This window comes from Dyadobacter sp. CY261, assembly GCF_021440085.1.
Taxonomy (GTDB): domain Bacteria; phylum Bacteroidota; class Bacteroidia; order Cytophagales; family Spirosomataceae; genus Dyadobacter.
Map to the genome: position 1 here is coordinate 47,406 of NZ_JAKCPW010000021.1, position 22,245 is coordinate 69,650.

Genomic DNA, 22,245 nt, shown 5'->3' on the forward strand with positions numbered 1-22,245 from the left:
CTGCAATCGTAAAGTTCTAATGTCTTTTGTTGCGATGTTTGTGACGAAGAAGTTTTGTTACAAAATCGGTTTACGTATATTTATGTAACTGATGGTGAGGTAGCTAACAAAAAAATAGGGCTTCATGGATACAATCTACAACTTCCAGGAAAAGGAATATCGGATTTCTGAATCAGTATGGAGAACCCTTATCGATCCCAAATTCGCAGATGACCCTCTGACGCTGAAGCATAAGGTTATCATTTTGAAATTGATTGGTCTAGGCTTTCGTATTTTGCGTGACGACGGTAGAATTCTTGGATACGATCTAGAAAAGGATCATTTTTTTGATACCGGACACTATTTTGGGAAAGAACAGGATTTGGTGACTGAGTTTCCTGCAAAGGTCGTTCTGCAATTTGTATTCGGAGTACTCATTTACGGGCTTGTTGTGTTTCTGGGAAGAATGTTATTAAAGAAAGAAGGCCTTCCTACCGAGACGCCTGGAATGATCCATTTGATGGCGTTACCTGATCGGATAGAATACCTGGAGAAGGAAGCGGCCTCCATGGACTCTGGTAGAATGGAGCGGATTATTCACAAATAGAATCCTTCCAAAATCGATCGATGCCCCAGGGTTTGCAACAGGTCGTTAGTTTTACAATGTTAGATTGCGATTAAAGCCCATAAACCAAGGGAAATCCGGTTATTACGGCTGAACTAATTTTCGGCACTTTAAAGTTAAAACCCATGCCAAAGCAGTTCGATGACAGTTTTCCAGAACCCTACTCACACATCGGAGACCTTGTTTACTCCGCGAGTTTGCAAATCCAGCAAATGAATGAAACTATTCGCAATTTGCCGGACATGGGCGAGGCTTTGGTCTTGAATGAGCGTTTTCGCTATGATATCAAGGCGCGGCATACATTTATGTTGCAAAATGCGAGAAACGCCTATGCGCGAGAGATTCTCAACTGCATTAAAGAGGAAATGGCGCCTGAAGATCCGGATCTTGCTCGTTGGGTAAACGACAGCGCGAGCATTCGAATCAATGGTGTTTGGCAAGGAGAAAAGGCGCAGGAGCCTGCTACAAGGTTTAATAGCATGCTGAGTTCATCCAAAATTAAATCAAGGGAGATTAGTGCGTTTGATAAAAAACCGCACGAGAAATCAGTCCAGAAAGATAAAAAAGTGAAGGAATAGGCCGTGCCAGAATATTCCAACGGGTGCTTTGTTACTTCTCTATGTGACGGATAAAACGGGTTTCCCAAGCCTGACGCTATGCGGAACTGAATTCAAAAATGCTTAAAATTTCAGAGAAGATTCCCCTTACTGATGATGTTGTTAGCGCTTTACTACTTCCGCCAGCGTGTGCCTTCCTTCTGGTTCAGAAGCAGCTAGTACTGTGAGATGAAGTCGAAATCCTTTGCCAGGAGTGCTTGGGGATGCATTTCCAAGCCCTTTGCGTATTCCAAGAATGTGGTGAAGAAATAATCTTTTTTGCCGTTTTCAATGTTGCTGATATTGCTTTTCGTCAGGTCACATTTTGCCGCGAGCTCATCTTGACTCAATCCGGCCTGATTCCTCAATTCTTTGAGGTACAGTCCGATTTCCTTCAGCCTTGATAGATCTCGATCTTCTTTCATTCCGTTTTTTCGCGAATGAAGAAGTTTTGAGTAAAAAATATGTTATAAGATCTTATAACATCTGGACGTATTCTTATCTTTGTAAACATCGCAGTAAGTGCCCCTTTGTGGGGGGGTAGAGCACTCACTGCGTAGAACGTAATGGCACTAATGCAATTAAAAACTAACCGACATGATCAACACAACCTCAACAGATCTGCTTTTCGACGACTTATCTGCGCTTGGGCAAGCCGTACAAACCGATTTGCAGCTTTTCGCCAAGGTAAACAACGATTGCGACTGCGTATCTTATGGTTCTACCTCAAACCGCGTACAAATTGATACCGAAGAAATCGCCCGGTTTGCTGGTCAGGAGCATTGATAGCAATCAGTTCTACGCAGTGAATTGTTTTTACCCCAATTCACTGCGTATCCTTAACTCCAGGCAATATGATGTCCTGACGGCTGTGGATGGCAAAACGGATGTTTCCAGGCTGGCCGAAAGGTTCGGTCTGGATGGTTTGGCATTACGGGAGTATTTCACACAATTATCACGTACCGAAATCGTGCGGTTTGACGACAGGTTCAGACAGCCCGGCAGGCCTGATAGCACAGATGCACTGAACATATGGATACATACGACCAACAAATGCAACCTGTCTTGCGGGTACTGCTATATCTCCACGTTGCAGAGCACCGGTGGCATGAGTGAACCCGTCCGTAGCCAACTGCTTCGGAAGCTCGTTGAAACAGTCGCCGCCAAGGATATCAAAAGTATCAAGCTTCGCTTTGCCGGGGGCGAACCATTGCTGCAATTCAAAAAATGGGCGGAATTTGTTCGTGAAGCGAAAACCCGGTTGCATGGGCTGGGATGTGAATTGGAAATCTCGTTCCTCACCAATCTCACCGTCCTCAATGACGAGATTGTCTCGTTTGCGCAAGAACACAACGTTGGTTTCGGTGTTTCCCTGGATGGTATCGCGCAGTATCAAAACCAGACGCGTTCGTTTCATTCCGGGAATGGAACATTCGCGCGAGTCGAGCAAAATTTAAAGACGTTGATAGACAATGATATCCGGGTGTCGGTCAATACAGTCGTTGCCAATGAGAATCTGGAAGGATTACCCGAACTAACCCGTTATTTAATTGACCTGGATATTCCCTTCCGATATTCAATTGTGAAAGGTACTCCGGTTGATCCGGACTTGTTGGAACTGGAACTGTTGGAATCTTATAAGATCGCCGAGATGGCGATCGACAACGGGTGGCGCTTTTCGCAGAAACACCAGTTCTGTGATCTCAAACCCGCAGAGCTTGGCTTCCAAACCTGTGCGTCCGGGTTTTCTGGCGGGGCGATTTACGTGGACGGTTCAATGCACTACTGCCATGTTCAGTTCGGTGACGATACCCAGCAATCGTTCTCCATCTTCGATCAGGAGATGGACCTGGTTGATATGATCGAGCAGGGCGAACATATCGAGACGAATCGGTCCAGCGATTGCAAAATATGCAAATACCGTTCAGTGTGCACCAGTGGGTGCCCTGTATACCGTGTCAATGGCAAGGACCCCCAATGCAGTATTTATCATAAATTTATCCCTCGCATTTATGACCTTCTGGCAAAAGAGCGGTTGAAATTACTTCGAGATTATCAGATCATGTAACTACAATCTCCTGCAACCCATTTCTCCTGATAGTCAGGAAAGGAAGGCCAGCGTGGCAATCGCTATTTCAGTCTTAGCACTTATCGCTACGTTTTATCAATTATACCTACAACGTACCCACAACGAAAAATCTTTAAGGCCTTTGGGCCAGATCAAATTTGTCGATCAGAAAACGCAGCTCGCTGTACAGATTGAAAATTGTGGTCTGGGGCCGATGATCATTGAAAGCCTTTCATTTTCGAAGGAAGGAAAAGTTTCCTCAAAAATTGATGAATACCTGGATTTGGATAGCCGGTCATTTTTCTCGGCCAGCATTGATAGCGAGATCAAGAAGGTGTTGACACCCAACGGACAGATGGACGTCTTTGCGAAAAATGTGACTTCTTTGACACCGGAAGAGATTGATCTGGTGAGAGGCAAATTGTCAATTATTGACGTAAGGCTGGTGTATCGCGATATCTACAACAATCAGTTTGTCGCCGAACGTAGTTTGCAATGGTTTTCACGTCACCACTCATAGGTGGTCATTCAAACTCAATCCACGAGATCGTCGTTAAACGGGACTGAATGAGTTTTAGGCAATTTAGAATGGATGCTTCATCCGGCAGTGTGCCAAAGACCAGATTTCTGAACTCCCTTGTGTAAGCGTCCCTAATCTGATTCCAGGTATTTTCTAGCTCGCTGAATATCACGGCATCCATCGGATGTTTTCTGAGCCACTGATTGTTGTTTCGAAAGCCTTTGAAGTCGTCTCTTCCGACCTCTATCAACATTTTCTCGAAGTCGCCAGATTGAAGGAATTGGGAATATTCTTCCAAGTTCAATAGTTGATGAAGGTCGTAGATATGGCGAACTTTCTTCCGGAGATCTGCTATGGACGTATCCGTATGGGAAAAGCGGACAAGGCTCATGATTTTTTCGCACAGAGTTCGTAGCGGTGACAGAACCTGAACCGTAAATGGCAGCAGGTTGTACTGCATAGCTATTTGTTCTTGGTTTGCATCCAGCATCATGTCGCCAACAAATGAAATGATTGTTTGCTCTCCATATGGCTCATGATTGCCGAGCCAGGTGCTCTCAAGAACAATCACATCTCTTATTTGACCATACGTGCCGGCGAACTCTTTTGGAAATGTGTGGGCCGTTTTCCTGTTCATACCTCTTTTGTGTGTAAGTCCGTCAAGCTCGATTTCGGGCAGGACGCGCTCAATTGAGGCGCTTATATTTTTGAGCTTCGTTTTAAGACGGTTATCCGTCTCACGTTCGTTTCGAAGAACGACCAAGTCGATATCTTCGGAAAAGCGTTCGATCATTTTGAAGCATTTGGATAACGCGGTGCCTCCTTTAAAGATGGTCTCCTTTCCAATTTCATTTTGAAAAATGGTATAGAGCGCGTAGGTTACCCAGTAGTCTTTTTCAACATATATAGCCGGAATGCGCATACGATCCGCCGTCGCTTGTATCGCTTGTCGGAAAAGTGCTTTGTTTTCGTGTAAGTTCATTTGATATTCCACTTGTCCGTGTAATCGAGAACCTTACTAGCTCCCGCCAGTTCATATTGCGTAATGGGATTCAATGTCGGGCAAAGAGCTTCCGACATGGCATCCATACCCAGTTGATCCAATAGGGCTCCGAGCAGTGCTCTTGTAGATGGCGGATATTTCAAGGCGAGTCGCATCATCCGTGACATTTCCTTCTCAGAATTGCTCTTTATAAGAGCTATTAGCCGCCCAAGAGCGGATTCGATGGACGTATCGGGTATCTTTTTAATATACCGTATCGTGTCCAGAACCTGCAGCAAGGGGATGTTGTCTTTGGTAATGGTATTTTTTTGTTTGACGAACGAAATGGTGTATCGTTCTCTTTGGAAGGGGGAACGAATATCATTTCTTCCAATTTGAATAATATTGCTGACCTGTGTTGTGAGGCCAAGTTTGTTATAGATGCTAAGCCCAGTTAGATAGCCAATCGATTTGCCGTCTTCTTCGAGAAGATCTTTAACGACCTCGCTGACATCGGGTGATAACGTACCAAATGGGGTTTGCTCCGGCTTATAGTATTTGCCTTTTGCCAGTTTTGCCAGCTTGCCTGCTGAAACCATACGGTTGAGCGCCTTAATGACGGCCTCACGCTGATTGACGTTGTCAATCAGGCTCTCATAGGTAAACACATACCCTTTAGGAAGTTTATCAACGCCAAGCGCTACATAATCAGAGGTTTTCATAGTGCAAGTATAGCACACATCGTTATCAATGTCCAGTATTTTTTGCAAAAAACTGGACAATTTTATATAAAAAGAAGGTGTCAAAGAAAGATGGCTCGTTCAGGTGTGAACATCTTACAAGTGTTAAAATCTACGCTCTTTCCGTTGACAGTTAAATCCCGGTTAGGGAAACTCCTTCGCTCCGTCTAATGATCGTTAACGTCAAGCAGATTTTTTAAAGATCGCGGCTGACAGTTAACCTAGCCAATGACTCTGTATGGTCGATAAGCACTGCTATAAAATGCCCATCCTAGGCGGCAGGCAATGTGTTGTACTTCAGCTCTTTTTACGTTTGGAGGTTGCAGGAGTGGGATGAATTTTCTATTTAATTCCGGAAGGTTTAATGCAGTCATTGAAATGAACCTTTGTTTGTCTGTCAATATATGCTGTCAGCCTAGCCCAAAATCCGTGACGGCGCTTATCCCTGATTTTGTTCGCTTTTGCAAAAAAATCATCTAACGACTCCCCTTCGCTTCGGGGAGCTTTCACGTCTTCTTTGCGCTGTTTTGCTGCCATCATCGACCAACAAACAAAGGAGATTACGATGACACAAGAAAACCAAACCGAAAAGAAATACCCGACCCACACTGTTTACTTCCTGACAGAGAAGAAAGGCAGTGACCAGAAAGACTGGAACAAAACAGGCGCAGCTTGGGCACACGTCGACGAAGACGGCATGAACGTATCGCTGGAAGTTTTCGGACAAAAGATTTCTCTGGTTATCCGCAAGAATAAACCAAAGGAATAATTCATCCAAGCGGGGCAAAGCGCTTTGCCCCGCTTGACTACTGATCGTCTAAAATTCGATTGATAATAAGGCGGGTGATCAGGTAGCCGACGATAAATCCCATACTAAGTGCGTATACTATAATACCTGCACAAAATGACCTCGCCCCTAGCACATTCCCTTTAAGGGCTATTCCTTCCGACATCCTTGTTGCGACTTTTAACACATACGAAGGGATGCTTTTCATCTCCACTAATCCTGCTCCGACAATCGTTTTGGTCAGCCAATCCGATATTTGAAACAGATTGGTATTTTCCTGTAATAGTTTGCGTGTATTCTGTTGCTTGCTCGAGTCAGGTTCAGCAGATAGAATCTTTGGAATCGCGAATACCATACCCAAGACTGCGCTAGCCAAGGCTAATCCTGTCATCCATAACATCGCAGCCTTATGTTCGATTAGGTTTTGGAATTTTAAAATGAACCAAGTTCCTACAAAGGCGGCAAGAGGCCAGATGGTCATCCAGAAATAGACACCATTTTTGGGCCTAAAAAATTCGGGGATTGAAAATTTGCTCATTCGAGGGGGTGTTTAAGTGATAGAATGTAACAAGTATATTTAGTTGCTGAAATTATTCTTCAATGATGATTTCCAAGACCTGGGAGCTCTCATCATTCATGGTGTAGCGCTTATCAATCATTGCAATGATTTTTGGAAGATGGTCGAGTAGTTGCATAAACAGGGATTCCAGCCCGTAGCCCTTCAAGACGACAGTCTGCGATGAAAAACCAAGTTTGATCAAATTCATTTCGTTGCCGGGATTAAAGTCGGCTGAGATCAAGTATGCATAGTTGAAAAACGCACGCCTGCCGTCAGGCCAGACCAGACATAGGTTGCGGGCATGGCCCAAGGAATGCATGGCATCATCCGACCCGCCAAGAACAGGTTCTTCTTCGCCGTCGGTTTTCGCGGGACTGTTCTCCCGCATCTGGTCGAAGCGCAGTTTAAATCCGTGGCTCATAGTCGATATCAATTGTGCGCTGTTTGGGAGTAATCGTTCTTGTCGGATTTTTGTCCTTGTATGGAGCATTGCGCTCGCGCGCAACTTGCTCTGCCATAGCTTGAATGTTCTTGCGCTTTTGCATCAGCTCCAAGGCAGACTGACGGTCGCCCAGGCGTTGCGCGTGTGTCAGAAGCTCTTCTTTGTCATCGGTATAGATATGCACTTTGTCGCGTCCGCGAGAAACCGACACATAGAGTTGCTTGGAACTCGTCGCCGGGAAGGTGGCCGCCGGCTGTGAGATAAACACCTCATCGACCGTCTTACCCTGTGAGGCGTGACTTGTGATACAATATGCATGGTTGATATGCCCGAAATCCTTTCCAATTTTGTATTTGGTTCTACCGTCACCACCTAAGAGTTCAACGTCACCGCTTTTTTTGACCGACGCGACTTGAAGAAGCTGACCGTTGTTCAGCCTCTTGTCTTGATCATCAAAGCCGTTGCGTGTGATTCGCACCTTGTCACCCTTTGCAAGATCGAGCGGTTTTATCCGGTATATATCGTAACAGGCACTTTTATCCGTAGGTAAAGTTTGAGTTTCGCCCTGATCATCCTTGATCAGGACATGATGATCATTGCTGTATGCTACTTCCCAGCGGCTGCCGCGCTGGATACCTGCGACGTTCTGGTTGAACTGAATAATATTGCCCTCACTGATGTTGCGCCAATCCGCCCGCTGCGCTTCGGTCAGGTTACGGTTAACAAGCCGGTCAATGGTAATCTCCCGTTTGCCAAGCTCGCCGCTGCTTCGCAGCTTTTGGCGGATGCTGTCTGTGACATCCTCTGCCTGCTGGTGTGTTGGAGAAATCACCAAAGCCGTCTTTTTACTTTTAATGGCTACCATATAATCGTCGATCAGTTGCTTGTTCGGACTAAGCGGATCGATTTCTTTAATGGCTCCCGATGCGTCGAGTTTTTCAAATGCACTCTTAACGTTGCCCGCAGAGAGATCTTCAACCGCCTTGCGGTAGTTTTCGTCGCGCTGCCGGTAAATCTTGCTTACTTCGGCAGTTTTAATCTCGCCGACCGTATTGAGGATGCGCAAGGCATCCCCACGGACGACCGAGCTATGCTGCCTGGTATCGCCTCCCAATATCAACCTGGCGTTCTGTTTGGTGGCAAGGTCGAGCAGGGCGGTCATATCCTTGGTGCCAAGCAGGCCCGCTTCATCCACCCACAAGACCTGGTCTTTTAGTTTTTCCTGCATTTTTTTATCGACCAGGAGCTGAGAGACGGTTTCAGCTTGCGCGAAGCCTTCTTTGCGCAAAACTCCTCGCGAAGCTTCGGAGGTCGGCGCAACAACGGTCACTGTTTTTCCAGCTTCCTCCATATGCTTGATGGCCTCTTGCATCAGTGTCGTCTTGCCAGAGCCAGCGGTGCCGCGAATGATCGAAACTCTGTCTGTGGTTGTCAGAAGGTGCTTGACAGCTTCACCTTGCTGGCCGTCAAGCTTTACCTCTGGACTCTTCGCATAAAGTGGCCGAAGTTTGCCCTGACCGCCCCTTGCGAGTTTGACCATATAATGCTCCTCGGACAGAACCTCTTTGGTCGTCATGAGCTTTTGGCCGCGTTCGGTAATACTCATAAGCCGCTGATCGGCATTCAAGCTGTCGGTAATCTGACCCAGAGCGACGGTCCTGTGGCCGATGCTCTGTCGGTAAGCGCTTTCAAGCAGCCTGCGGTCGTGAACGACCGAGGCCCGCTCAAAACTGTGTTGCAATGCGTGATCAACGCAGTCCTTGGCATGAACAATCTCGGCCTGCTTTTCCTGGGCGTTGCGGATGATCCGCTCGCCTTTGCCGTCCTGAGGCGGCTCGAGCTCGCGGATCTGTCTACGCCAATCCGCTCTGAGCTCGTTCATGCCGACACCCGGCTGCTTTTTGGCGCGGGTACGGGCACCAAGCTCGCCCAACTCGTCGATATCGGTAATGCCCTTTTCCTTAGCGATACGACCAATCTCATCCGTGCGTTTCGAAAACAGGTCGATTACCTGCTCAGGCACATTCTCGATCTCGAAGGACTTCTCTGTGCGCCGAATGCCGTAGCCCTGATCAATCAGATTATCGGAAAGATATTTGTGGAACCTTGACTGATAATAGGGCATGTCCCGTTTAATGTCCCGGAACTGTCCTGCCTTGACCCGCTGTTCGTCTGCGTCCCACGTTGCATTGAAGACAAAGCAATGAGCATGCAAGTGGGGGTCGGGTAAATGCCCGTCTACCGGTCTTGCGGTCTGATGGACGAAGTCCGCCCAAACCAGCTCACCAGTTTGCCGGTCGTCATACTGGCCATCCTTTCTCACTCTGGTTTTAGCGTCCGCCTCAATGTCGCGCATAGTCGCCTGCACGCTATCCTCGAAAGCTTTCATCAAATGATCGTCGTCGGATAGGGCGTGCAAGATCGACACCGATTTCGGGCAATGAAAGTTGATATCATATCCCGTCGTCCGCTCTGCCTTTGTCCGTGGCGTCAGGTGCTTGCCAGTCGCCGGGTCGATATTGTCGCATAAGGCGTAGAACGCCTCCTTTGATGCAATACCTGTGATGCCAAGCCGCTCGGCAAGTTTGCCGCGGATCTGCCCATTCAGCTCCTGATCATTGATGTAATAATCAGCTTTGGAGAGGGCTTGCTTGAAGTAGGCTTTGGCATGGTCAGCATTGCTGGCCTGGATCATCCGTATCATAAATGCAGTTTACAACAGGATTGAATTCGGGATTGATATTTCTGGTTACGTTAAACGAAATGCCTATCTGGTTTGACCAGGAGCTGTGTACGGAAAACCCCTTAGGCAGTGTACGGGAATTGCTATACGTAGTGTTAACTTTTGTATCAGACGTCTTCCCTAAGCACTGCTTAGGGGGTCACATGGCCACTGCTATTTCGGAATCTTCGACGAAATTTTCGGCAACTTTCCGGCGCATATTCTCATCGGCTGGCTTGCGTCCGTAATAGTTAACGCCTCTGGTTTCGTTGGGCGTAAGGCCGTCGACAAATGAAGATGTCATCTCTTCATTAAAAATCATCTCGTCGATTTGATCCATGACAAAGTTGTCGCCACGGTGATACGCGCCGACATAACTGATCGAATAACAGATGCTGCAATAGACAATCAGAATTCCAACGTGTTGCTGTAATAGCCAAAGAACGAGGCCGATCACAAGGAAAAAGCCCGGCTCAATGACAGTCTCGATCGTGCGAACCGATAGCCTTTTTCCATAGGGTTGGTAGTTAAGAAAGCCGTTATGGATGTTACCTGTTGATAGGCTGTAGCGACCAAAATCAAATACTGAAGGAAGCCGTTTGATCTCACGACGACGGTCGAGACACATGCCCACAAAACCGGCTAGGAACAGATACCAGGTCAGATCATGCAACAGAAAATCGAAGATGTCGAACTCACGGCTGAACCCATATTTGGCTAGAAAGTAGAAACCGACGCTTGTTCCGATAGGTAGGATTGCCAGAACTGTTGTGGCGATAATGGCCGTTGAAAATGAGAAATAACGCTCGCCCATGTTCGTGCGGATAAACACTTCTAGAAGCAGGCGCGGGACGGAGCAGGTTGAAAGGAACAGATCAAGGATCGCTTCCTTGATGACATTCTTGCGACGAAAGACGGTACGGAAATAAAGGTTCTTTTTCATAGAGTGAAGAGTTAGGTTTGTTATGGTTGATAGTTTTGTGCAAATAGCATTTTGATATAGTTCTGGCCTTTGAGCACCATGTCACCTTGCCGGTGTAAGTAGCCTTCTACCCAAAAGCTGTTGTTCGGTCCGCCGGTTCTGAGACGAACGAACTCTTCGGGCCTTACCACGCGTTCAAGGCGCATTGAGCGAGACTGAGACTTAGAAAACTGCTTGGCGAAGGTGACGCTATCTCCATATTCTTCGAAGAAAGCATCACCGATCAATTCGGATGCATACTTATTGGTTTCGATATCGGCGTTGGCATGAAAGATTTTGGTGCCGAGCGTTCCAAGAAAACTTTTGACTTTGAACTCGCCCTGTTTGCCACCCATAGAGGCCATGTAATTGGGCAGGTTCTGTGAGATGTATACTGTGGATACGCGGCTACTCCGTGCAGTGGCTTGAAAGTCGGCATCTTTCTCGTGGATAAAATTTTGAGCCTCGTCTGCCCAGAGGAACACAGGCCTGTCATTACGCGACACGTCACGCTTTTCCATGGTGCGCTGCCAAATATATTTGAACAGGATCTGGCAATCACGTCCCACTTTATGATAGGTTTTCACAGGCAGGTTGATCAGGATGATTTTACCTCGCAAGGAGTCCTCAGGCGTCACGGTGGACAGTTCATGTCTACAAAACATTGAGTACACCGGATCTCGTAATAATCGGAACAGAAATCCGGAGAAGATAAAGTCTATGATTGACCTGGTCTTGTCTGTCAGGGAGATAAAGTTTTCGACAAAGAACTGATCAATGAATTTAAATAACCTTGCGTTTGGAACGGCCTCTAAAAGCTCATTCTCAAAGTCCAGTTCGTCTTGTAGTCGCTGCTGGTGGGAGAGGGGGAGGCTGGCGAACCATTCTTCAACCTGAACATTGACGTTTTCCTTTGCGGTCTCAAACGCCTTGTGGAAATATTTGGCTCCCGCTTGCGCTTCGGTTTTGAGACCTTCCAAATCCTTTGGGATTGTTTGGGCGATATTGTAAAGGTCTTTAATTGCGACTTTGCCGTAGGCGAGCTGGCATAGGTCGATGACATTGAACATGAGCATATCTAATGCCGTCTCCCAAAAAGGGTCGTCGCCTTTTCCCGCATCTTTTTCTTCACCAGCACGTATAACGGTCTTCAGCACATCGACTAGATTTTCGGTTAATGCCGAGCCACCACCGGACTGCACGGATTCATAAGCCAAGAAGTTAAAGTTGTGTTTGCCGCCAGGCTCCAGAACAATCAGATCATTGCTTCGACCAGTCTGTTGACAGTAATCGACCCAGGATTGTTTTTCGTCTGGCTTAACCGTCAGCACCAACCCGCCAAACCCTGCTTTGAGATATTTGAGAGCGATCATCCGGCCCGAGCCAGACGTTTTACCCGAGCCGATACCTCCGAAAATTTGGACGCCTTCGACAGCGTGGCGGAGAGTCCAGTAATTCCGTTCAGACGGTGAAGCCAACTCGATGATTGGCTGATCAAGATCAAACGAATTCATAAGCAAGAAAGGGAAGAGGGTAAAATTACTTTGACAAAATATTGGATTGTTTTGAGAATATTTTGACCGTTAAATAAGTAACCCCAAAATTATTTATCGGGGATACTCTTGATTATGAGGAAGTTTTCGGAAGTTAGTGCTTAGCGTTTCCAGATAAAGAAGGATTGGAACGGTTTGAAGGAAAGTTGCTTCAAACCGTAGGGTAGACTTTCGGACTTATAGATTGAAGTCAAGTCAAGAGGTTTTTCGGAAAGTGTGGCAGGGGTAACGAGTTTGTTCCAGCTAACAGCACCTTCGCAACCCTCGTCGAGTGCTTGCTGCCAGGCTTTTTCGAAACGTTCTTTGTTGCCCTTAAAGACGCTTTTGAGTAGGTGTTCCTGATATTCCATGGCAAGCCTCCGTGAATTCATAGTACATGGTTCGTCTATTTATATTACCATAAATTCGATTAATGTCAAGAATTTAAACCCTCTAAAACATGGATAGCAAGGATAGTAGGAAGGAGCATTATCCATTTCCCGAGCACATGGAATATATCGAAGAGATGGTCACTGAGGCTCGGAAAAAGACGGAATTGATCGACAAGGAGCTTGACCGGACGCCCAGGGAATTTAAAGAGCCTGATCCCTATGTACCTCGTTACAATCCGCCAGGGTTCTTGAAACCCGCCAAGCAAAACAATCCCGTTAACGTTGTTTACAACCTCGAAAAACAGAAAGCGGACATTGAGTCAGGGCTCAACAAACGCATTGAGCGCGAGATAGATGCTATCGGCCTGGACGAAGCAACGGCCAACCAATTGCGTGAGGCGACGTTCCACAAGATGAACCCCAACGCGTTCGAAGGAAAATCTGATAAAGAAATGGATGGTCTACGGCAAACTCCCAAAGACATGAATTATTCGCAGGACTATATGCGACAGCTGACAACGAATTTCAGGGCGAAGGAGAATGAGGAGAAAGCGACCCCGGCGGCGCCAGAAGAAACTGTAAGGAAAGAAGAGAAGACATTCTCGATGTCAGCGCGATTTACGCAGAGCCTGAGCTACGCCAAGGCTCAGGAACAGAAATCGCCGGAACCAGGGAAACTGCCCGATAAGGGAAACAGTACTCCTAGCAAGGAGTAGGCTATTTAGATGGCGGATCAACATCGCGGGTTTTAGATTTTTCGGGCGAGGGAGTGTCTTTGGCTGTTTTGTCGTTTTTGAGCCAATGTGGAAGCTTACTTTTAACTTGATCTACCAAATATTGCTGGCGGCCATCACGCATACCCTGTAGGCGTGGACTATCACCTTCGATTTTTGAGAGTTTTTCCGATAGCCCGGACATGTGTTGCGCAATCAGGTAGCTATCGTTGAAGCCTTTCAGATAGTCTGGGTCTATTTTTTCGTCTTCCATAGTTAGAAAGTATTACGGGCATGTTTGTTCAAATAATCCTCAATGGAATCACGGTCATAGAGGATTATTTTCTTTTGTGGCTGAGAAAATCTAACTTTTCCCTCGTCACGAAGTTTCTGAAGAGTAGTCTTAGATTTAATATTGAGCATTTGCATTGCCTGTTCATCAGACAACCACTTCTCAACTTTCCGAGAGGATTGTGTGTTCAATCGTTCAACTACCTGGTCAATAAGCGTGTAGAAGGCAACTTCTTCTAAGCATATTACTTGCATGTCTGGGAAATGTTTAACTAATTGCTAGGTAGAGATCATATTCTTTACTTGTCAATCAATATTATTGCAATATGAAAGATATTAATTTTTTAATGTGCATTTTTTAGATTATTTTTTCCTAAATATTCTCTATGTATGAAGGTAAAAGCCGGATTTGAAGAGTACTACGTTAAAAACCTTAATGAGTTCAATAGTATTATTCTGACCCTGGATGGTGATCAGAACGAGGTGTATTATCGAGGTGTGAATCAAGCGAAATTTAATTTAGCGCCGTCAATAGCTAGAAACTTGCCCAAGGACTTTTCGCTTCAGACAGAAATAACATTTTTAAATAATTTTAAGAGATCAAGTTTAAGCTATTATAATAATATTTACCGAGAGTATACTGGTGATTTAGACTCAAACGATGCTGAAACCTTAGCAATAGCCCAACATTATGGATTGCTTACAAGACTATTAGATTGGACCACAAACCCGTTGGCTGCATTGTGGTTTGCCTGCACGCCTCCTGCCTTTATTAGTGATGATACGGATGAATATTGCGCAATTTGGATTCTGGTTGCTAACACTAAATTCAATGCAGACGAGAATAAAAGGCGTCAGTTTTTTTTCTCGGAAGATGAGACAAATATGAAATTTAAAGATTTGACTGAAATAGGTGCGACTAAAATATTCTTTCCAAATGTGGTAAGCCCTAGAATAAAAAATCAGTCCGGACTTTTCACTTTTCATCACTTTGATGCTAGGAAAGGGTATGTCCCTCTGAACGAAAATGAGCAGTTCTTTCCACATAAATTTGACCCCACAAGAAAAAAAGAAGACTCTTTCTGGGATATGTTTAAAATTATGATTAATAGAAGCACTTATGGTAAGGAAATAATGCGTGCACTACAGTTATATAATATCCATGATGAGACTATATATCCGAGCTTAGACAACCTATGTAAAAGATTAAATTACCAGCTTCGTGAAGGTAGATTAAGGTAGTTATTAGAAGAAAATACTATTTCTTTGAAAGGTCTTTTAAAAATTCTCGATACAGCGAAAATGAAAATAGATATTCAAATTCAGATAGATCTAAATGCTGAAAGCAATCGAAAACTATCTCTTCATTCAACAGATATCCAGTTGTAATAAAATAGTTTAAATCATCCGCAACTATTCTCAAATCATCATAAAAATCTAAGAAATCCCAATTGATCGCCGATACTTCAATTTTGTCGATACCATCAAAGAACTTTTTATTGTTTAAAAGGTTGTCTCGGAGCAATTTGTCGTTGGCGCTTTCAATCCCATCTGGATGTTCCATGACACACTTCAGAACACAAAATCCATCCCGAAGGAGGGATGAGCCATTGTCATTTTCAAGGCGTGGAAGGGCATTAAGCAAAAAACTGTATAGCCTTTTGAAATTTGCCTCCAAAGTACTGAAGTTCTCAAATTTATGTCGGGATTCGCCCTCAATAGAATCTCCAAAATAGTGATGATTTTTGAGGCATTGGAGATAGTCGTTATGCGATTGCAAATAGAGGCTATTCGCATGGTGATCTACGAGTTGCAAAAAGTCACTTATTTTACTATTATCACGCCATAAATTAATTATTGCAACTTTTAGCGTTGTGTGCGCAATATATTGCCGTAATGATTTTATGAATTGATTTTCTGTATTTTCGATAGCTATTCGTAGATCTTCAATCGACTTAAAGTTCCCCTCTCGGAGAAAGTTAAATATGCTCTCTTTTGTGAAATCGAGATGGATCGTGTTTATGATTTTTTCGCTCTCTTCGTCGGGGGAGTCTTTACCAAGCTCACCAAAGATAAACGAAGAAAAACGTTCGCACAGTAGCTTTAAACTTTCTGGTAGATCGCTGGGTATTTCAGTTTTGTGAATGAGAAAAATCTTCGTTGCGCTGGTCCATTTCTTTTTGGGAGGGACTACAAATGTCAGAGAGCTCGAAAGCTTGCCGTCTTGCCTCTTAATTTCTTCGTGGCTTTGTTGCCCCCCTTTGACACTGAGTCCCAATTCTTCATTTGCTTTTTGACTTGATCCATTTACGTTCAGCGGCAGTAGTTTGAAAGTGAAGCCATATTCTTCATGGAGTAATTTTTGCACGAGGCTTCTAGCTTCTTCACCAGAATCGGAAGATACATGAAATGAGCGATAGCCTCTCGAAAGTAATAGACTCACAAGCTTAGACAGATATGGTAGTCCACGATAGAAACGCGGATTGTTGTAATATCTCCTGCTAAATTCCCATATCCTTTCTACATTGATTTTATTTTCGAAAAAGATAAATCTGAAGAAAAAGTCTGAATGATGGCATGTGTCTTTGTAGATCGAGTAAAGCTGGGAGGTGTTTAGCTCATAGAAAGCGTCCGTAAACACGTCATGCTTATCTGCGGAGCTAAAATGCAGTATAAAATCGTAACCGTCTCGGCTTGTCAGTTCCTGAAATAGTTTAGGGGAAATAGCATCCTTCCAATCAAATGGCTGAAAATCTATCTCTATTAGGCTTCCAACAGTTTCGTAGGAATTCTTACAAATTTCATTTGCTAAAAAGGTGAAGATGTGGGTATTTACGTAAGTTGGGTGGAATATTAGTATTTTCTTCCCCTTTAATGAGGCTAACCAAGACTTCGCCGATACGTCATTTTTTAGATCCATCTTTTTAGGTTATTTCATCTGTATAAATTCCGGTTCAATAGGTGCTTTATTAATGATTTTATTCTTTAGAAGATAGCCGCTTACATTGGCAAAGATTTTTTTTGCGCTAAACGGTGCACTATCAGATATAATTAGCTTTTCGGCCTCTGTAATATTCTTCGGGAATATTTCTTGGCTTATTGCTTTTTTATATGTATCAATTGTATATTTTGTAGAAGCGTTGGCGCTCAAATAAGGTAAAGTGGATATTCCAACACGTGCATTTACGTCAGTTGTAATGTAGTCAACAGACTCAAACCACATTTTTATGAGTTTCTCGATATCTTTCTTTCTTGTCTTTAACACGCTTTCCTTGCAAATAAAACCAGTTATATCCGCAAATCCGAGGGTCTCAAATGATAGGACGGCCTTTCCACCTAGTCTCTCTATTTCGTTTCTTTGAGTCAACCCAGCGGACGCAAAATCAATGCTGTGAGATTGAAGTGCCAAGATGCCGTCCGCCATAGGAGTATCTATTATTTTTACTGAATCAATATCATAGTTAATCTTATTTGCAAGGCTATAAATAGCCATGTCAAACATCGAATTTTTTTGCGCTCCGATTGTATGAGCTAAAAATTTTGCAACAAGTTTTTTGTCATTAACGGTATTAACGTTGAAAATTGGATAATCCTTATCCAATGAGGTAAATGCGCCTCCCGCAAAAACGTATGCGGGATAAATGAACAATATAGGATCTTTTGAGTTTTGATTAATATGATTTGATTTAGTTATGTATTCGATGTAACTGGCAAATCCAACGTCGATGGTTTGACCTTGACTTCCAATCGAAGGAAGTATTTCCTCCCATGGTAAGGTTACTAGTTCAACGTTAAGGCCAAACTTTTCCTCCAATTTTAGATTTTTGATGTTTGTGATCATCGCAAGATCTTGATACGGAGATATGCCGAGCTTTAATTCATTCCCGGTTGTTGAAGAACTGTCACCGCAAGAAGTTACTGTAAAGCAGCTTATGAATAAAATAAGAAAACCGAATACATTCCGTTGTTTCCAGAAGGTGATATAGCCCCATAGAGTGCTTATGAGTTTGTCAAAAGAGGTGTTAATTAGCCCGAGAAGAATCATAGCCAGGAATATTACGTGCATAGAATATGTAGAGCGAGAAGTTTGTATTAGATAACCAAGTCCGATTTGCGCACCAAGCAATTCACTCACAATCACGAGGCCCAATGCAGTGGACAATGAAAAACGGATCGTCGGTAGTAGTTCTTCGAAAACTCGTGGTAAGAGAAAACTTTTAATCATTGATTGTGGCTTTATATTGTAGCTTTTGAACATGACCTGGTATTTTTCAGGGATAAAAGATAGAATCTGATAGGTAGAAATCGCGATGTTAAAGGCAATTCCGAGAAGTACCATGGTGTATCTACCAATCTCAGAAAAACCAAACCACAGAATAAAGAATGGCACCGTTGCTATTGGGGGAATTGACCTCATAGCTTGAATTGTCGGATAGAGTATTTTACTTAGCGTATCAAATTTGTATATAAGTGTTCCGAGAAGGATGCCGATCAGTACACCAAGAGTAAAACCTATCGTGAGGCGTCCAATGGTATAGGAAGCGTGAATAGTAAGAGGCGGTTTGAAATCGCCGATGGAATTCACTACATCTTGAATTGAAGGCAGCATTCTATCCGAAACATCGAAGAAATTCTTTAAAGTATACCACGCCAAGAGCATCAGAAGATACCCCAGGATGGTAAGCACTGACGTTGGATTAGATGTTCTTTTTTTCAAGTTTTGCATATGGCATTACCCCGCTAAAGTGATATACCTCGTACTTTTGGTGCCTTAAAAGTTCAATGTCCGAATCATAGTGTGTCGTTAAAATTATTGTCTTAGTCTTCGGTAATAAATCTTTTGAAAAAAGGATCCTAGCAATAAGACTTCTACTGTGCTCATCCAGGTAATTAAATGGCTCGTCTAAATACAAGATTTCGGGTTCAAATAACATCGCTCTAAATAGCTCTATTATTCTTCTTTGCCCAAAAGACATTTCGTAGGCCTTCTTATCAAGAAAACCCTGCAACTCGGGGAATAGAATATGTGACTTTATTTCGTCTTTACTTTTGCCTGTTACTAGTGCAATATTGCTATACCCATTCAGCCATGGGAAAAGCGAGTCTTCTTGCAAGATTAAGCATGGTGTTTGCAGACTATTAAGATCCATGGTGCCTAGCTCATGCCATAAATTACCCGACAATAACTTCAGTAAAGTGCTTTTACCACAGCCCGACCTCCCTTGAAACACGATGTATTGGGCATTTGATGCAAAATTAAAATCCTTAAACACATGAATGTTGGGCTCATATGAAAATGTCAGACCATTAATTCGCATGAGCTATAAACGCACTTGGGTTGAAAGTTATATTTCTAAAATACTCGTCGATTTCAATTTTGCTAACATGATTGCCTGTTTCGCGATAGTAGCTCGGGTCCAGTGATTTATAGGGGCTCAATAAATATCCGTCATAGGTTACTCTCAGAAAACCGTGTGAGAGAGGATCGTTTTCAATCAACTTGACTTTGCCTTCAAGACCTAGCGACAAGACAGTATTCTTTATCTCGTTCATTGAATTAAATCCTTCGTCATGAAAAAGCTTACTTTCTCCAAGAAGATGGTAAATATCTAATAGTATAAATGCATTTTCTGTATACATGAAGTCTGGATTAGATGCAAATTTTTCCAGTACAATTCTAATGGGTAGGCGTTCGACAGTATTTTCTCCGTCATTCTTAGTCTCAATGTAAGGTGAAAACATGATTTTGTTAAAATTTGCATAATTCTTAACGTTTACCATATCTGAAATGTGTCTGGCTGTCGATAGGTTCACAACGTGAAGAGCATTGAACTGCAAATGAGGGAGGTTTCGTGAAACCGCATGTATGTTTCCAATGACTTCTCCAAAATCGGCTTTTCTGTATAAATGGTAGGTTTCCTTCCCGCCATCAAAACTTACGTCAATGTATGACAAGTCTGCGGCGGAAGATTGAGCAAGTTTGCTCAGTTTCAGTCCGTTTGTTATAAGACCTATCGTTTTACCGCGCTTGACATTTGCGGAAACTATCTTACCAACTATTTCCTGCGAGTGGGAATTAACTAATGGTTCCTTACCCACAATTACGAGATGTTTGAACGAGGTTTCTTCAACTGCATTCATCACCTGTTGGCTAATGTAATTAGACGACTTGGAGGGCTTATATTGCAAATAGCAATGTGGGCATGATAAGTTGCATAAATTATTGATAGTCAGTGTAATGGTAGTGAGTTTCCGTGTTAGGTGAGGGGCAAAGTCAACTAATGCTGTTCCTGCGATAGCTCCGGCCATGAGTAATAGTTGGATAGGTTGGAAGATACTCAAATAACGCAAATCTTGGACTAATTAGCCATCAAAAGGATAATATGTTTTTGACTGGTGATTAGGGGCAGGAGCTAAGGCACGCTCCAGCAGTGAATGAGAGTAAAAATGTAATCGTAGGTGGCATGTAAAAGAGTATCAGAAGATAGCCCCTTACTCAGGCGTTGCTGCGCGAGATTTTAGTCTAATTATACGAGATCTTTCACGAAGACAGGTTGATTTGCAGGTTGGTTGGTATAGGCTGTTGTACCTATGTTGTACCAACAAAAAAAGCAGTTACAAACCTGAGTTTATAACTGCTTGAAATTCAGTACCGGGGACGGGAATCGAACCCGTACGGGCGTTTCGGCCCACAGGATTTTAAGTCCTGCGTGTCTACCAGTTCCACCACCCCGGCAAAAGCCAGGTTTCCGGCACTAGTAAGAGAAAAAAAGCACCGTTTCCGGTGCTTTCATGTCTCTGAGCGAAAGACGGGGTTCGAACCCGCGACCTCGACCTTGGCAAGGTCGCGCTCTACCAGCTGAGCTACTTTCGCATATTTGCCTAACCGTTGTCGGTTATTGTGGTGCAAATGTAGGGAGACGGGATATTCAACGCAAGCTTTTGAGAAAAATATTTAACAAAAAAATCTCATAAAAACATTAACAAATTGTAAATCAATTGCTCGCGCCTGAAAATTTTTTTGATCGGAAAACGCAGAATGAAAGCATTGTGGGGCTTTTCCTTTTAAGGTATTTATCCCGGCGAAATCAATGAATGGCCTTTCTCTTTTACCGCCCGTCAGATTTCACCTTTCCACTTCCTTTTTTGTTTACCTTTGCCTCCTTCAAATCGTATAGGCTGTGATTTACCGGAATGGCCCGGTTTTAGTGAGAGTCAGGCCTGCCTACTAACAACTTAATTTGCTTGTTCATGTTTTCCAACGAAGTGCTGTTTTTTGGAGGTTTTATACTGGTAATCAGTGTAATGCTGCTTTTGGATTTGGGGGTTTTCAACAAAAAAGACCATGTGGTCAAGTTTGGAGAAGCAGCTGCCTGGACCGTCGCCTGGATTGCACTGGCACTGGCATTTTACCTGGTCATCAACACGCACGGGGATCTGGTACATGGGATGGACAACTACGGGGATCTGGAAGCGATTAAAAATAAATACGCACCACATCTTAAACTGATCCCCGGCGACTATCACGAAAGTCTGGAAATATATCGAAAGAACATGTCGCTGGAATTTATAACCGGCTATCTGCTCGAATATGCACTCTCGGTCGATAATATTTTCGTCATTATATTAATCTTCTCTTCATTCGGAGTAAGAGCCAAATATTTTAAGAAAGTGCTCTTTTGGGGTGTTTTGGGCGCAATTATCATGCGTTTTGTATTCATTTTCGTGGGCTCGGCTTTAATGCAGCGTTTTGAATGGATCATTTACCTGTTCGGCCTGTTGCTGGTGTACCAAGGCGGCAAGATTTTCTTCGAAGGGGGAGAAGAGGAAAAAATCGATCCTGCAAAGCACCCGGTTGTCAGGTTCGCCTCCAAATACCTGCCCGTGTTTCCACGCTATGTACATGAGCACTTTTTTGTACTGAAAAAAGGCAAATGGCTCGTAACACCGCTTTTTGTGGTGGTGCTGATCGTCGAGTTCACCGACCTTATTTTCGCAGTCGATTCAGTGCCGGCGGTGTTCTCGGTTACGAAAGACCCTTACGTCGTTTTTTTCTCGAATATCTTCGCGATTATGGGGCTGCGGTCTATGTTCTTCTTCCTGAGCAACATTATGGGGCTTTTTCGCTTCCTCAAGTACGGTTTGGGCGTTTTGTTGGTATTTATCGGTGGCAAGATGCTGGCGCACCATTATCTTGAATCCATTGGTTTCAAAACAATATATTCCCTGTACGTGATCCTGGGGATTTTGGCTGTAAGCATCTTGGCTTCGCTCGTTTTCCCCGAGAAAAAACTGGCAGAGAACGAGGTATTATCCAATAGTTGAGTATTGGACGT

At 43.9% G+C, this 22,245-nt stretch carries 24 protein-coding genes and 2 tRNA genes; 9 read left to right on the forward strand and 17 right to left on the reverse strand.

The features are described 5' to 3' along the window. Positions 1-124: 124 nt before the first annotated feature. Together LZD49_RS32375 and LZD49_RS32380 are read left to right on the forward strand one after the other, a co-directional pair. Positions 125-586 carry a hypothetical protein gene (locus LZD49_RS32375; RefSeq protein ID WP_234672406.1) on the forward strand — a complete coding sequence of 154 codons (462 nt, stop codon included), beginning with the start codon at positions 125-127 and terminating at the stop codon, positions 584-586. Positions 587-729: 143 nt separating this feature from the next. Beyond that, positions 730-1,182 carry a hypothetical protein gene (locus LZD49_RS32380; RefSeq protein WP_234672408.1) on the forward strand — a complete coding sequence of 151 codons (453 nt, stop codon included), beginning with the start codon at positions 730-732 and terminating at the stop codon, positions 1,180-1,182. A 194-nt stretch (positions 1,183-1,376) separates the two neighbouring features. On the opposite strand, the gene LZD49_RS32385 is transcribed toward LZD49_RS32380, so the two are convergent. Further along, complete coding sequence (locus tag LZD49_RS32385; protein WP_234672410.1) at positions 1,377-1,625, reverse strand: helix-turn-helix domain-containing protein; 249 nt, start codon at positions 1,623-1,625, stop codon at positions 1,377-1,379. Between the two features lie 172 nt (positions 1,626-1,797). On the opposite strand from LZD49_RS32385, the gene LZD49_RS32390 reads away from it, so the two are divergent. From LZD49_RS32390 to LZD49_RS32400, 3 genes are all read left to right on the forward strand, one after another. Then, entirely contained in the window at positions 1,798-1,986 is a 189-nt protein-coding gene (locus tag LZD49_RS32390; protein WP_234672412.1) for a hypothetical protein, read from the forward strand. Further along, positions 1,943-3,268 (forward strand): radical SAM/SPASM domain-containing protein, encoded by a 1,326-nt coding sequence (locus LZD49_RS32395; RefSeq protein WP_234672415.1) that lies wholly within the window; start codon positions 1,943-1,945, stop codon positions 3,266-3,268. Before LZD49_RS32390 ends, LZD49_RS32395 begins: the two co-directional genes overlap by 44 nt. A gap of 142 nt (positions 3,269-3,410) precedes the next feature. Next, positions 3,411-3,788, forward strand: coding sequence for a hypothetical protein (locus tag LZD49_RS32400; RefSeq protein ID WP_234672417.1), 378 nt, complete (start codon positions 3,411-3,413; stop codon positions 3,786-3,788). Between the two features lie 4 nt (positions 3,789-3,792). Here the strand turns inward: LZD49_RS32400 and LZD49_RS32405 are convergent, their stop codons facing one another. Beyond that, positions 3,793-4,770 (reverse strand): nucleotidyl transferase AbiEii/AbiGii toxin family protein, encoded by a 978-nt coding sequence (locus tag LZD49_RS32405; RefSeq protein ID WP_234672419.1) that lies wholly within the window; start codon positions 4,768-4,770, stop codon positions 3,793-3,795. Further along, positions 4,767-5,492 carry a DUF6088 family protein gene (locus LZD49_RS32410; protein WP_234672421.1) on the reverse strand — a complete coding sequence of 242 codons (726 nt, stop codon included), beginning with the start codon at positions 5,490-5,492 and terminating at the stop codon, positions 4,767-4,769. Before LZD49_RS32410 ends, LZD49_RS32405 begins: the two co-directional genes overlap by 4 nt. A gap of 583 nt (positions 5,493-6,075) precedes the next feature. Here LZD49_RS32410 and LZD49_RS32415 point away from each other — a divergent pair. Next, positions 6,076-6,279, forward strand: coding sequence for a hypothetical protein (locus LZD49_RS32415; protein ID WP_234672424.1), 204 nt, complete (start codon positions 6,076-6,078; stop codon positions 6,277-6,279). 37 nt (positions 6,280-6,316) lie between these two features. Here the strand turns inward: LZD49_RS32415 and LZD49_RS32420 are convergent, their stop codons facing one another. The 6 genes from LZD49_RS32420 to LZD49_RS32445 form a co-directional block, all read right to left on the reverse strand. After that, on the reverse strand, positions 6,317-6,835 hold the full coding sequence (locus LZD49_RS32420; RefSeq protein ID WP_234672426.1) for a hypothetical protein: 519 nt from the start codon (positions 6,833-6,835) through the stop codon (positions 6,317-6,319). Positions 6,836-6,887: 52 nt separating this feature from the next. Continuing rightward, positions 6,888-7,277: a hypothetical protein gene (locus LZD49_RS32425; RefSeq protein ID WP_234672428.1), complete on the reverse strand. Its 390-nt coding sequence runs from the start codon at positions 7,275-7,277 to the stop codon at positions 6,888-6,890. After that, on the reverse strand, positions 7,261-10,002 hold the full coding sequence (gene mobF / locus LZD49_RS32430; RefSeq protein ID WP_234672429.1) for a MobF family relaxase: 2,742 nt from the start codon (positions 10,000-10,002) through the stop codon (positions 7,261-7,263). The genes LZD49_RS32425 and mobF overlap by 17 nt, the downstream gene beginning before the upstream one ends. 178 nt (positions 10,003-10,180) lie before the next feature. Then, positions 10,181-10,963, reverse strand: a complete 783-nt coding sequence (locus LZD49_RS32435; RefSeq protein WP_234672430.1) for a hypothetical protein — start codon at positions 10,961-10,963, stop codon at positions 10,181-10,183. 20 nt (positions 10,964-10,983) lie between these two features. Then, a complete protein-coding gene (locus LZD49_RS32440; protein ID WP_234672431.1) occupies positions 10,984-12,495 on the reverse strand; it encodes a type IV secretory system conjugative DNA transfer family protein in 1,512 nt (503 codons plus the stop codon). Positions 12,496-12,635: 140 nt separating this feature from the next. Next, positions 12,636-12,905: a hypothetical protein gene (locus LZD49_RS32445; protein WP_234672432.1), complete on the reverse strand. Its 270-nt coding sequence runs from the start codon at positions 12,903-12,905 to the stop codon at positions 12,636-12,638. 68 nt (positions 12,906-12,973) lie between these two features. On the opposite strand from LZD49_RS32445, the gene LZD49_RS32450 reads away from it, so the two are divergent. After that, the gene (locus LZD49_RS32450) at positions 12,974-13,621 is read left to right on the forward strand and encodes a hypothetical protein (protein WP_234672433.1); all 648 of its coding nucleotides are present in this window, start codon (positions 12,974-12,976) and stop codon (positions 13,619-13,621) included. 1 nt (position 13,622) lies between these two features. Here LZD49_RS32450 and LZD49_RS32455 read toward each other — a convergent pair whose 3' ends face one another. Continuing rightward, complete coding sequence (locus LZD49_RS32455; RefSeq protein WP_234672434.1) at positions 13,623-13,892, reverse strand: hypothetical protein; 270 nt, start codon at positions 13,890-13,892, stop codon at positions 13,623-13,625. 2 nt (positions 13,893-13,894) lie between these two features. Further along, entirely contained in the window at positions 13,895-14,164 is a 270-nt protein-coding gene (locus LZD49_RS32460; protein ID WP_234672435.1) for a helix-turn-helix domain-containing protein, read from the reverse strand. A 135-nt stretch (positions 14,165-14,299) separates the two neighbouring features. Here LZD49_RS32460 and LZD49_RS32465 point away from each other — a divergent pair, with 135 nt between their 5' ends. Further along, positions 14,300-15,151 carry an FRG domain-containing protein gene (locus tag LZD49_RS32465; protein ID WP_234672437.1) on the forward strand — a complete coding sequence of 284 codons (852 nt, stop codon included), beginning with the start codon at positions 14,300-14,302 and terminating at the stop codon, positions 15,149-15,151. 16 nt (positions 15,152-15,167) lie between these two features. On the opposite strand, the gene LZD49_RS32470 is transcribed toward LZD49_RS32465, so the two are convergent. The 6 genes from LZD49_RS32470 to LZD49_RS32495 all read right to left on the reverse strand — a co-directional run bounded on the left by LZD49_RS32470 (position 15,168) and on the right by LZD49_RS32495 (position 20,783). Then, positions 15,168-16,829, reverse strand: a complete 1,662-nt coding sequence (locus LZD49_RS32470) for a hypothetical protein (RefSeq protein ID WP_234672439.1) — start codon at positions 16,827-16,829, stop codon at positions 15,168-15,170. A 9-nt stretch (positions 16,830-16,838) separates the two neighbouring features. Continuing rightward, on the reverse strand, positions 16,839-18,626 hold the full coding sequence (locus tag LZD49_RS32475) for an ABC transporter permease subunit (protein ID WP_234672441.1): 1,788 nt from the start codon (positions 18,624-18,626) through the stop codon (positions 16,839-16,841). Continuing rightward, positions 18,607-19,182: an ATP-binding cassette domain-containing protein gene (locus LZD49_RS32480; RefSeq protein ID WP_234672443.1), complete on the reverse strand. Its 576-nt coding sequence runs from the start codon at positions 19,180-19,182 to the stop codon at positions 18,607-18,609. The genes LZD49_RS32475 and LZD49_RS32480 overlap by 20 nt, the downstream gene beginning before the upstream one ends. Before the next feature lie 34 nt (positions 19,183-19,216). Continuing rightward, entirely contained in the window at positions 19,217-20,218 is a 1,002-nt protein-coding gene (locus LZD49_RS32485) for a radical SAM protein (RefSeq protein ID WP_234672445.1), read from the reverse strand. A gap of 341 nt (positions 20,219-20,559) precedes the next feature. Then, positions 20,560-20,645 (reverse strand) — tRNA-Leu (locus tag LZD49_RS32490). A 65-nt stretch (positions 20,646-20,710) separates the two neighbouring features. Further along, a tRNA-Gly gene (locus LZD49_RS32495) sits at positions 20,711-20,783 on the reverse strand. A 377-nt stretch (positions 20,784-21,160) separates the two neighbouring features. Here LZD49_RS32495 and LZD49_RS32500 point away from each other — a divergent pair. After that, on the forward strand, positions 21,161-22,234 hold the full coding sequence (locus tag LZD49_RS32500) for a TerC/Alx family metal homeostasis membrane protein (protein ID WP_234672448.1): 1,074 nt from the start codon (positions 21,161-21,163) through the stop codon (positions 22,232-22,234). The last annotated feature ends 11 nt before the right edge of the window (positions 22,235-22,245 follow it).